Here is an 11,711-nt window from a genome sequence, read left to right on the forward strand (position 1 = left end):
ACGTTTGTGTTGTTTTGTGTGTTTGTGTTGATATGTAAGATATATTCTCCAATGAATTTTTAGGAGTTCATATATGAATAAAGCCGCTTTGATAGATGCAATGTCAAAAGCTACAAAGCTATCGAAAACATCGTGTAAGGATGCTTTAGAAGCATTCATTGATGCTATTGAAAAGTCACTTAAGAAAAAGAAATCTGTAGTTCTTACAGGTTTCGGTACATTCTCTGTAATGAAGAGAAAAGCAAGAACAGGTATTAATCCAGCAACAGGTAAGAAAATGCAAATACCTTCAAAGAATGTTCCAAAATTTAAGGCTGGCAAAAAACTAAAAGATTTAGTAAAAGCTTAAGTCTTAAATATACATAAATAAAATGTGTATTAAAAAGTTGCAGGAAATTAAAAAAGTCCTGCAACTTTTTTTTTGTAAAATTAATATCGAGATGGCTTTAAGTACGCAATTTTTTATTTTTTTTATTTCTCTAGTGCTTTTAAATTAAATTTTGTTACATTAATTTTAAATTTATGTGTAGTTTAAATTAAAAATTTTTGCATGGAGAGTCTTATGGAAGAGCAAATTGTTCCTGGTAAATTTGAAGTTTTTATGAACTGGTTAAAATCTGTTTGGGAAAAGATTGATATAAAAAAATGGTCGGAAGATATAGGTGGATCTTCAGCACAGGCCATTGAAGGTGCTATTTATTTTGGTGTAGGATTTGCTTTTGGTTTTTTATTTAAAAAATATTTCAAATTTGTTTTCTTTACAATTCTTACAGCTATGGCTGTTATTTTAATACTTGAATATAATAAAATTTTGACAATAGATTGGCTTGCATTAAATGTATTTTTGGGTTTCGATCCAGCTTCAGATTTTGGTGTTATTTTAAATTCAATTTTTGATTGGATAAAAACAAACTTGATAAAATTTATTGCAGGTTTGGTTGGATTTTTGGTTGGTTATAAATTAGGATAATTTTAGTGGCGGAAAAAGAGAGAGAAGAGAGTCTTGTTTATAATCTTTTATCAAAAGATGAAAAATTAAAAAATGGAATTCATAATGAATCTATTGTAGATATTGTGGATTCCATTTTATTGATGGCTATAAATTATGGCGCTTCAGATATTCATTTTGAACAAAATCAGAATGATCTAAGAATTAGATATCGAATTGATGGTATTTTATACGATCAAACAGCTATTAAAAAAGAATTGGGGGCTGCAATATTATCGAGATTAAAAATTTTATCCAATCTTGATATTGCAGAAAAGCGAGTTCCTCAAGATGGTAAGTTTAGAGTTCGGATTTGTAAGAAATCAGAAAATATTCCAAACGATAATAATTTAATAGATATGCGTATTTCAACTTTTCCCACAATATATGGTGAAAAACTTGTAATGCGTATTTTAGATAAATCACAAAATAACATTGAATTAAATAAACTTGGAATGGATGAATTTACATTATCTGAGTTTTATAAGTTAATAGACAGGCCATATGGTTTTTTTCTTATCACCGGACCTACAGGATCAGGTAAAACAACAACCCTTTATTCTATTTTATCGCATCTTAATGATGGTGAAAAAAATATTGTTACAATGGAAGATCCGGTTGAATATAATCTTGACGGAATTGTTCAAAGTCAAATAAATGAAAAAGCAGGATTTAATTTTCATAAAGGTCTTAGATCAATTTTAAGGCAAGATCCCGATGTTATAATGATTGGTGAAATTAGGGATAAAGAAACTGCAAAAATAGCCATAGAAGCAGCGCTTACAGGACATCTTGTTTTTAGCACTTTACATACAAATGATACCGTATCTGCGGTTACGAGATTAATTGATATGGGGGTTGATAGCTTTTTAATTAATGCGGCACTTTCAGGAGTTCTTTCTCAACGATTGGTAAGATCTCTTTGCAATAGTTGTAAAAAAGAAGATTTAATAACTGAGCAAGAAGAAAATAATCTTAAAAATATAAATATAAATAATTTTAAATTAAATAAAATTAACAGACCCTGTGGTTGTAATAACTGTTTTGATCTTGGCTATAAAGGTAGAATTGGAATTTTTGAGCTTCTTAAAATTGATGATGAAATTAGAGATTTAATTTCTGCAAAAAATTCTACCAAACAAATTAAAGATTTTTTAATTAAAAAAAATATGAAATTCATAGAAGACGATGCCTTAAAAAAAGTCGATGATGGGCAGACTTCATTTGAAGAATTTTTTAAAGCAATCATCCACTAAATCTTTTATCCCAAAAATTTTTTAAAAAATCCTGAAATTCCTGACTTGGAATCACTTGTTTCATTCCCAATTTTTTCAGCATATTCTAGAAGTAATTCTTTGGCTTTGGCTGGTAATTTTGTTGGAATGTGGCATTTCGTAATAATTATTAAGTTACCTCTGGATAAACTTCCTGGAACCGGAAACCCTTTTCCGGGTAACATAATCTCTTCACCAACAGCACAACCTTTTGGTATTTTAATTAAATGTTTTTGACCATCTAAAGTTTCAACTTCCACCTGACAGCCTAAAACTAATTGTGGATATGTTAAATTTAAGTAAGTTATTAAGTCGTTATTTTTACGCCAAAATTTTTTGTCATCTTGTACCGTTACATGTAAATAAAGATCTCCGGATATGCCACCAAATATTCCGGCATCGCCCCGACCTTTAACTCTTAATTCTGCACCGTTATAAATTCCGGCAGGAATATTTATAGTTAGGGTGTCTCGCTTTTGAACTCTTGATTGCCCTTTGCATGTTGGACATGGCGATTTAATTGTAAAACCTTCGCCTTTGCAATAATTACATGGTTGAGCGAATGAAAAAAAGCCTTGTCTGAAATTTACTGCACCGGTACCGTTACAATGTGAACATTTTTCAGGTTTTGTACCGGTTTTACATCCTGAACCGTTACAAGTTTCGCAACTTGTATTGTGGTAAATGGAAATATCTTTTTTGGTTCCCAAATATGATTCGGTTAATGTTATTTCTATATTATATGATAAATCATGGCCGCGTTGTGGCGTAAGTCCGGTTTTACTGCGTTGCTGTTTACGTCCACCGGTGCTCGCACCAAATAAATCTGAAAATATGTCTCCAAAATTTGAAAAGATATCTTCAAATCCTCCATATTCATGGAAATCTGATCCACCTTGCATTCCGGCATGACCAAATTGATCATATTTTTTTCTTTTTTCTTCATTTGAAAGAACTTCATAGGCTTCACTAGCTTCTTTAAATTTTTCTTCAGCTTCTTTATTATCAGGATTTTTATCCGGATGATATTTTACGGCTAATTGCCTGTAAGCTTTTTTAATTTCTTCTTTATTGGCTGTTTTTGAAACGCCCAAAATTTCGTAATAATCTCTTTTTGCCATGTTTTTAACCCTAAATTTTTTATTTAAATTTTTTTAGTCTTTCAGACTAAGATTATTATAAATTATAATGGTTTAATATGGAAAATCAAACATCCTGTATGCCATATTTGTATTATTCCCAGTGCATACGCACAGGGCTACCCTAAAGCCGCCTGCTTATGCAGGCTCAGAGACATTATGATGAATAATTATTTTTATATGTAAGTAATATTCTATAAACCAAACATTAATTGTGTAATCGTATATAAAAAGTAACTATTTGTATGCAAAGCTTTATTATCAAATTTTTTGAAAACAAAAATACAATTCTTGCAAATTAATATTAAATTTTTGTTTTTTGAGCCTGCATGAGCGGGCGATTTTGAGGTAGCCCTGTGCGTATGCGCTGGGCTATAGGGCGACGGCTGGTGCCGAAGAGGGGAGTTGAACCCCTACCTTTTTTCAAAGACTAGACCCTGAATCTAGCGCGTCTGCCAATTTCGCCACTTCGGCTTAAAATGAAGATACATTATCTTTTATTATATTTTTGTATTTTTGGCAATTGGCACTTGAATGGATTATGTCGCCTGCTCGTGCCGGCAAAAATTCTATTGATTTAGCTTTTTTGTTTAAATCAGCTTCCAGTAGATTTATCAATTCTAGTAAACTGATGCTTTTTCCTGTCGCGATATTAATAATTTTGTTATTTAAATTATCTTTTGTGGCTATAAGCAAATTTGCATTTGCAACTTCTTTTACATCAATAAAATCTCTTGTTTGTTTTCCGGTTCCAAAAATTGTTATTGGTTTATTATTTTTTATGCAATTTTTGAACTTTGCCACAACTGCAGCATATTCACCATTTGGATTTTGATTTTCACCATAAACATTAAAATATCTTAAGATCGCCGTATTTAAATTATATTTTTGATTATATTCAAAACAAAGCTTTTCACCTTCCAATTTACTTTTCGCATATGGTGATTCCGGATTTGGTTCATCAGATTCTTTGCACTCAGTATTTTTGTTTCCATAAACAGAGGCTGAAGAAGAATAGATAAATTTTGAAATTTTATTTATTTTGCAAGCTTCAAGAATGTTTTTTGTTCCGGTTATATTTATTTTGTAGCAAGTTTCGGGATATAAAACAGAATAAGCAACTGATGTTAAAGCCGCTAAATGAAAAACTATTTTTTTATTTTCAGTTGCCTTTTTACAGGTAAATGGGTTTGTAATGTCACCATAAATTATATTTACTTTAGAAATTACGTCTTTAAGATTATTTAAATTTCCGGTTGAAAAATTATCAAGAACTGTAACTTTAGCGTTTAGCGATATTAGCTGTTTTATTATATGCGATCCTATAAATCCTGCGCCACCGGTAACCAAAACATCTATATTATCATAAAAGTTTTTTATATTGTTCATTACTTTTTAACCCCTTCACAATATTTTGTGGGTTTGAATATAATAAATCAGTTAATATTTTTTTTGCTGCAGTTTCTCCATCTAAAAATGCTTCTTGCATACTTGAGTATTTCCATTCTCCATATCGTCCTATTGAATAGATATATTCAGTATTTAAATTATTGTGTAATTTTTTTAAATTTTGTTCACGCCATTTATTATAAATGACATAAGCATGATCAATATTTAATATTTTTTGTGTAACTATATTTTCTTTTTTTAAATTTAAAAAATTTAGAGCTTGTTCTATAGATTTATATGTTAAATTATCTACCTGTTTTTTTGTTATTTTATTTTGTATATATGATGTTTCACCATATATTGAGCTGTAATTTTCAGGCGCAGAACTTTTGCATATATTTTGCCAAAAGCCCATTCGATAAAAGCTATATTTTTTTTCAGGAAAATATAGCCAGTGCTTATCTTTAATATTATTTTCGTTAAAACCTAAATTAAAATTAATCACAGAATTGCATAATAAATTTTTTGCCTGGTTTGAAAAATTAGTGCTTGATTTATCGATTATTAATTTTAATAAATTATCTAATGGCGCTGTTGAAATTAAAATATTAAATTCTTCTGAGTGCCCATTATCAAATATTAATAATTTATTTTTCAAATCTATATTTGTTACTTTAAAATTGGTATTAATTTTTGTTTTGATTTTATTTTTTAATTTATCGATTAAAAATTGTATGCCGCCGTTAACTGGATAATAAAATTTATTATTATAACCCATGTTTGATTGATTTTGTGGCTTTATGGCTGAATTAATAATAGTTTTTAAATTTGTTTGCGGCACAAATCTTCCGGTCCAACTATGGGATATTTCTTTTAAATTATATGATAATAATTTTGTGTTGTATGGAAAAAAGAAGTGTTTTCCTAAACCCGAACCAAAATATTTTAAAACCCAATCATAAAAATTTTTTGGATTTTTAATATGGTTTTTTCTGTTTATAAAACCTGCAATAGATTCATATATAATATTTTCAGGTAACCCAAATAAATTTGCCTGAAATGGATAATTTACAAATTTTTCATGTGTGTAAACAAAAGATTTTCGATTTTGAATAAAAAAATTTTCTATTCCTGCTGTTTCATTTAAAAAATCATAAAAAGATTGATTGCTTATGTGTAGTAAGTGCCCTGTATAATCAAAAGTAAAACCATCTTGATGAAAAGATTTTAATAATCCTCCGGCAGAATTATCTTTTTCAAAAATTTTAAAATTAAAAAAATTATTTTTTTCTAAATGATATGCTGTAGATAAACCTGTAAGGCCCGCGCCTAGAATTACCACATCTGCCAAATTAAAACCCTTTTTCTATTTTTACTTAAAATCTACTGTGAATCGGGGTTTTTGTAAAGATGTAAATTGTAGCATGCTACCTGGATGGATGCATAATTGTTACAGGTAAATCAAATTGATCACTATTAAAATGATTTGGTATTGGTGGAAATGGTGCGGCATTTTTAAAGCATTTTACGATATAATCGTCATATCTTACTGAGCCGGATGTGTTTATTAATTCTAATTGTTTAATACTTCCATTTTTGTTAAGAACTATGCGTAAATTAGGTTCGTTACAATATCCGTCCATTAAGTGCGTTCTTTCACTGTATGACATGTGTGAAGCAATAATTCCGGACTCTTGCTGAAATTGCCAGGCAATTTGTTGTGTATAAGATATGCGTTTTAAATCTTCAAAATCAGGACGCTTATTTTCATCGCCATCACGTTTAATCCAATCTTGGCCTTCATCTTTGTTATTGTATAAAAACCCTTTGGTTAATTGTAATATACTTTTTTTAGGCTTTGGTGCAGGGCTTTTATCTTGAAGCGCAACGCCAAAATTTCTGGGTTCTTCTTTTTTTTCTAGTGATTCTTTTGGTTTATTTTGAGCGATTTTTATTTCTTGTTTTTTAACTTCTTTTGGCTTTGTTTCTTGTTTTTTTATCTCTAGAATCTCTTTTTTTATATCTTGTTTAGCCTGTTTTTGAGCTTGCTCAAGAGTTGTTTTTGCTTGTTCTTCTTTTTTTTCTATAAACTTAGATTCTTTATCTGTTTGGTTTATGTCTTTTTTTTGTTCTTTGTTTTCGACAATTTCTTTTTTTTCTAAAATTTTATCAGGTTCTATTATTTTTTCTTCTTCAGATTTTTCATTGAATTTTTCTTGTTCTGCTTTTTCTGCTATTTTTTCAGATATTGGTGGAACAAACTGTGGCTCTTCATCAAAATATGTTGTGTTGCCAAAATTTGATTTCCTTGGCTTTAAGGCCGCAGGTCTTTCATCTAATTTTATTTCTTTTTTTTCTTCTTCTTTTTTTATTTGATTTTTTTCTTCTTCGAGTTTTTCAAGCGCTTTTTTAATATCTTCTTCTTTGGGTAAATCTTTTTTATCGTTTACAAAAAATATTTTAGTTAATTCTCGTCTTGTTTTTTTAAACGCATGAGTTAATACAATAAGTAGCAATATTAAGTGAATTAATATAGATATTAATAAAAATAATTTAAATTTATTTTTTTTATTGTTGTTCATTTACTACCCAAATTAGCATTAATTATTACTAATCTCTATATTAGCTTATTTGAGTGGCAAAATAAATTATTTAAGTTTTTTACTCTTAATATGCATATTAAGAGTAATGTGTTGATGATAAATAGTTACTATTGGTTATTTTAATTTTTGTTGGTGTTCTGTATTTTTCTGCTTTAATTTCATATACAATTCGTTCTATAATTTTACAGACTATAGAAATTGTAGCTTCACTTTTTAAGAAATTATTGCCTTGTGCTAAATGTTCCCTAAACATGCTATCAAAGATACTATGAAGTTCTTTTGGTACAAAATGTTTTATATTATTATTCGAATTAAGATCTAAATTTGGATTATAATTTTTCATAAACCAATTAAGAATTTTATTTAACTTATGTTCAAACTCTTTACCTGAAATAAAATATTTAGTTGTTTTGTGTAAAAAAAATGAAGTTATTATGGAGCCAATTCCTCCAGCAATCAATATGGCCATAGCTTTATCACTAACTGTGCCGGAGTTATTAACTTCATAAATAAATGCTATTAAGGTTGCTAAATAGGGTAAACTTGCAATTATGAATGGGAGTTTTTCATATAAAGTTGTTGCATTTTCTAAATTATCAACAAAAACAGTATCCATAAAATCCCAAGGATTTGCTTTAAAATAATCTTTTTCAAGTTCTGTATAAAAACTTTTTAATTCAAATATAGGTTTTTGTTTAATTAACATATTTTTTGGCGTGGCAATTAACGTTATTAAATAAAGATTTAAAGAAAAAAATAGTATAATTTTTTGATTATTAAACATAATTTTGTCCCTATAAAATTTGATAAACTGATTTTGATCAATAGTTTATTCGAAATATAAATTTTGTATCAATATAATTTTGAATTAACTATTTATAGTTCCAAATAGATTTTGTTTTTTGAATATACAAAAATTTTCATTAATTTTATGTTTGCCACCGTTTTTATTTTTCAAAAAACGTAAAATTTCGTTTAATAAACTATCACTTGGATTGAATTTAACTTTTTCTTTATTAAATAAATAGATTAAAACTCTTTTTTGCAAAACCAAATCAAGCTCGATAAATTCTTTTAAATTGCCTACAAATTTTTTATGAACTTCAGAATATTTGAAAATAAAATCAAAAGTTTTTTGTGTGAGTTTATTTAAAAAATCTTCTTCAGCTTGAAGATGTTTTAATGTAGATGCAAATTTTTGTGTAAATCTAGGATCAACAAGTTCAAGTTGTGGAATTACATATTTTCTAATTCTATTACGTAAATATTTATCAGAATTATTGCTTTGATCGATTACATATTTAATATTATTATTATTCAAATAATCTAAAATATCTTTTTTTTCAATATTTAATAAAGGTCTAATAAATGGAGGCTCATCATATTTCATGCACGTAAGTCCATTTAATGTTGTACCTCTAATAATTCGCCAAAAGAATGTTTCTTGCTGATCTTGCATGTGATGTGCTAGCGCTACATAGTTTGCATTTTCTTCAACTAACACTTGTTTAAATAGATGCTGGCGAAGTTTGCGACCGATATCTTCCATTGATCCGTTAAATTTTAAATTTAATTGTAGCTCGCTGGCCTTTTTACCAATAAATTTAATATTATTTTGTTCACAAATATTTTTACAAAATTCTGAATCAAGTGCAGATTCTTTACGCCATTCATGATCAAGATTTACAGCTATTAGTTCAATTTTATTTTCTTTGTGTAGCTTATTTAAAAAATGGAATAAAAACACAGAGTCCGGACCGCCGGAAAGGCCCAAAATTATTTTGGGTTTTTTGTTAAGAATGTATTGTAATTCGTTTTCTAATTTTTTAAAAAGCATTAGCATCTAATTTAATTAAATTTTACCAAATATTTTTCTATCATAGGCATTAAATCGCCATCCAAAATTAAATCCGGTTGTGGACTTTCACAATCAGTTCTTAAATCTTTAACCATTTTGTATGGATGTAAAACGTAAGATCGTATCTGAGAACCCCATTCAATCTTCTTTTTTTCTACAGATTTTTCTTTTGCTTCTTGCTCTTCTTTTTGTTTTTCCACAAGTTTTGCCATAAGCATTTTCATGGCAGTTTGTTTATTTTGTGCTTGTGAACGTTCACTTTGGCATTGAACAACAATTCCAGACGGTATATGTGTAATTCGTATTGCAGATTCTGTTTTATTTACATGTTGTCCACCGGCTCCACCTGATTTGTAAGTATCAATTCGTAAATCTTCTTCATCTATTTTAATTGCTTCTTCTTCAACTTCAGGGGTTACAGTTATGGCAGCAAAAGATGTATGTCTTCTTTTATTTGCATCAAAAGGTGAAATTCGTACCAATCTGTGAATTCCATTTTCGCACTTTAAAAATCCGTAAGCATTTTTGCCTTTTATATATAAAGATGCAGATTTTATACCGGCTTCCTCACCTGATTGGTAATCTAAAACGTCAATTTTAAAATTTTCTCTTTCGCAAAATCTTACATACATGCGCAAAAGCATATTTGCCCAGTCTTGAGACTCTGTGCCTCCGGCACCTGAATTGATATTTAAAAAACAGTTACTTGAATCATCAGGTTTATTTAATAACAATTCTAGTTTGAATTTGGTTACTTTTTTTACAAAGCTATTTATTTCCGGTTTTAATTTTAAAAGTTCTTCTTCGTTTTGGGCGAATAAATCCAAAAGTTCTATGGTTTCAGTGTATAAATTTATTATTTCATTAAAATTATCTTTTAATGTTTTTAAATTTTGGTGTTCTTTTGATATTTCGATTCGTTTGGTATTTTGCCAAAAATTTTCTTGATTAATTTCTTTTTCCAATGATTCGAATTTTTCGTTATTTTTGGAATTTTGCCAAAAAAGTTTTATGGCGTTAATATCGGGTTCTAAATTTTTAAGAGTTTCTTTTAATTCATCTATTAACATTTTTATACAATTAGTTATTTAATTTAAATATATTTTATTATCTTTTTTATTATAGAATATTGGGTTAATTAAGCAAAGAGGGTTGTAAGGCCTAATCTTTGCTTAATATGATTTAAATTTTTGGACCTTTATGTTTTTCACTTCCTTTAGCCCAAATTCTGATTGGAAAATGATTTTTCATATGAGTTTTTAATCTATTTTTAGTTGTTATAGCTATATTTTTTAATCTTTTAAAAAAAGTTTGTTTTTCTTGAATTGGGCCTTGGTTATTATTCATATTATTTGGATTCATTTTTATCTCCCTTGAAAATTGTATTTACATTACTTACGCATAAAATATAATAGTTAAAAGTTGCCAACTAGGTCAATAAAGCATTTTTTTATTATATTATGTTGATTTGTATCAAATAAATTGTTGCAAGAGTCTCAAAATACATATATAATTTCAGAAAATGCAATAAGGGCCTATAGCTCAGTTGGTTAGAGCACTCCGCTGATAACGGAGAGGTCAGTAGTTCGAGTCTACTTAGGCCCACCATACTTCGCTAAAGCTTCGTATGGCAGGCCATAAAAATTGAAATTTTCGGGGGTATAGCTCAGTTGGTAGAGCGTCCGCTTTGCAAGCGGAAGGCCAGCGGTTCGAATCCGCTTACCTCCACCAGTCTTCCGCCGTCGCATAAAGCTATGGCGGACAAGTCGCACGAGGCTATGTATGGCACGGCCAGAAATGTATGAAAAAAAGTTTATAAGCCAATAAAAATTTAACCACTGTTATCGCAGTGGTTTTTTTGTAAGTATAATTTCCGGGGGTGTAGCTCAGTTGGTAGAGCGTTCGCATCGCACGCGAAAGGCCAGCGGTTCGACTCCGCTCATCTCCACCATACTTCCGCCGTCGCATAAAGCTATGGCGGACAAGTCGCACGAGGCTTTCGTCTTCGCCAAGGCTTCGACGGACAGGTCGGCTGGCAGGCCAATATTGGAAATAAAAAAAGCCCAGAAAAATTTTCTGGGCTTTTTTCAAAACTAAAATTATTTAAAAATCGCAATGGCCTGGATATCTTGGGTATGGAATAACATCTCGTATATTTTCCATTCCGGTAACAAACTGCACAAGTCTTTCAAAACCAAGCCCAAAGCCGGCATGTGCTACGCTACCATATTTTCTTAATTCCAAGTACCACCAATAGTTTTGTTTATCAAGTCCCATTTTATCCATTTTTGCTTCAAGAATATCAAGTCTTTCTTCTCTTTGAGATCCGCCAATTATTTCACCAATTCCGGCAACCAATATATCCATTGCAGCAACTGTTTTGCCATCATCATTTTGTCTCATGTAAAATGCTTTTATATGAGCAGGATAGTTGTATAAAATTACCGGTTTTTTAAAGTG

12 protein-coding genes and 4 tRNA genes are annotated in these 11,711 nt (G+C 29.4%); 6 read left to right on the forward strand and 10 right to left on the reverse strand.

The annotated features are described in order from the left end of the window. Positions 1-73: 73 nt before the first annotated feature. The 3 genes from KKE07_01010 (at position 74) to KKE07_01020 (ending at position 2,244) form a co-directional block, all read left to right on the forward strand. On the forward strand, positions 74-349 hold the full coding sequence (locus KKE07_01010) for an HU family DNA-binding protein (protein ID MBU4269441.1): 276 nt from the start codon (positions 74-76) through the stop codon (positions 347-349). Between the two features lie 213 nt (positions 350-562). After that, positions 563-970, forward strand: coding sequence for a hypothetical protein (locus KKE07_01015; protein ID MBU4269442.1), 408 nt, complete (start codon positions 563-565; stop codon positions 968-970). Between the two features lie 5 nt (positions 971-975). Beyond that, a complete protein-coding gene (locus tag KKE07_01020) occupies positions 976-2,244 on the forward strand; it encodes a GspE/PulE family protein (GenBank protein ID MBU4269443.1) in 1,269 nt (422 codons plus the stop codon). A gap of 5 nt (positions 2,245-2,249) precedes the next feature. Here the strand turns inward: KKE07_01020 and dnaJ are convergent, their stop codons facing one another. The 9 genes from dnaJ to KKE07_01065 all read right to left on the reverse strand — a co-directional run bounded on the left by dnaJ (position 2,250) and on the right by KKE07_01065 (position 10,613). Continuing rightward, on the reverse strand, positions 2,250-3,383 hold the full coding sequence (dnaJ, locus tag KKE07_01025) for a molecular chaperone DnaJ (GenBank protein MBU4269444.1): 1,134 nt from the start codon (positions 3,381-3,383) through the stop codon (positions 2,250-2,252). 405 nt (positions 3,384-3,788) lie between these two features. Continuing rightward, a tRNA-Leu gene (locus KKE07_01030) sits at positions 3,789-3,875 on the reverse strand. Next, a complete protein-coding gene (locus KKE07_01035) occupies positions 3,876-4,790 on the reverse strand; it encodes an NAD-dependent epimerase/dehydratase family protein (protein ID MBU4269445.1) in 915 nt (304 codons plus the stop codon). Further along, positions 4,765-6,141 (reverse strand): FAD-dependent oxidoreductase, encoded by a 1,377-nt coding sequence (locus KKE07_01040; protein ID MBU4269446.1) that lies wholly within the window; start codon positions 6,139-6,141, stop codon positions 4,765-4,767. The genes KKE07_01035 and KKE07_01040 overlap by 26 nt, the downstream gene beginning before the upstream one ends. 76 nt (positions 6,142-6,217) lie before the next feature. After that, complete coding sequence (locus KKE07_01045; protein MBU4269447.1) at positions 6,218-7,372, reverse strand: TonB C-terminal domain-containing protein; 1,155 nt, start codon at positions 7,370-7,372, stop codon at positions 6,218-6,220. 97 nt (positions 7,373-7,469) lie between these two features. Then, the gene (locus KKE07_01050; protein MBU4269448.1) at positions 7,470-8,177 is read right to left on the reverse strand and encodes a hypothetical protein; all 708 of its coding nucleotides are present in this window, start codon (positions 8,175-8,177) and stop codon (positions 7,470-7,472) included. Between the two features lie 84 nt (positions 8,178-8,261). Continuing rightward, positions 8,262-9,230, reverse strand: coding sequence for a tRNA lysidine(34) synthetase TilS (tilS, locus tag KKE07_01055; protein MBU4269449.1), 969 nt, complete (start codon positions 9,228-9,230; stop codon positions 8,262-8,264). A gap of 11 nt (positions 9,231-9,241) precedes the next feature. Next, positions 9,242-10,321 (reverse strand): peptide chain release factor 2, encoded by a 1,080-nt coding sequence (gene prfB / locus KKE07_01060; protein MBU4269450.1) that lies wholly within the window; start codon positions 10,319-10,321, stop codon positions 9,242-9,244. A gap of 112 nt (positions 10,322-10,433) precedes the next feature. Continuing rightward, on the reverse strand, positions 10,434-10,613 hold the full coding sequence (locus tag KKE07_01065; GenBank protein MBU4269451.1) for a hypothetical protein: 180 nt from the start codon (positions 10,611-10,613) through the stop codon (positions 10,434-10,436). A 169-nt stretch (positions 10,614-10,782) separates the two neighbouring features. On the opposite strand from KKE07_01065, the gene KKE07_01070 reads away from it, so the two are divergent. The 3 genes from KKE07_01070 to KKE07_01080 all read left to right on the forward strand — a co-directional run bounded on the left by KKE07_01070 (position 10,783) and on the right by KKE07_01080 (position 11,202). Further along, a tRNA-Ile gene (locus KKE07_01070) sits at positions 10,783-10,859 on the forward strand. 47 nt (positions 10,860-10,906) lie between these two features. Continuing rightward, positions 10,907-10,982, forward strand: a tRNA-Ala gene (locus tag KKE07_01075). Between the two features lie 144 nt (positions 10,983-11,126). After that, positions 11,127-11,202, forward strand: a tRNA-Ala gene (locus tag KKE07_01080). Between the two features lie 152 nt (positions 11,203-11,354). Here KKE07_01080 and KKE07_01085 read toward each other — a convergent pair. Then, positions 11,355-11,711: asparagine--tRNA ligase (locus tag KKE07_01085; protein MBU4269452.1), on the reverse strand; the 357-nt coding region annotated here is incomplete at its 5' end.

Source organism: Candidatus Dependentiae bacterium (genome assembly GCA_018897535.1).
In the GTDB taxonomy this organism is placed as follows: Bacteria; Babelota; Babeliae; order Babelales; family UASB340; genus UASB340.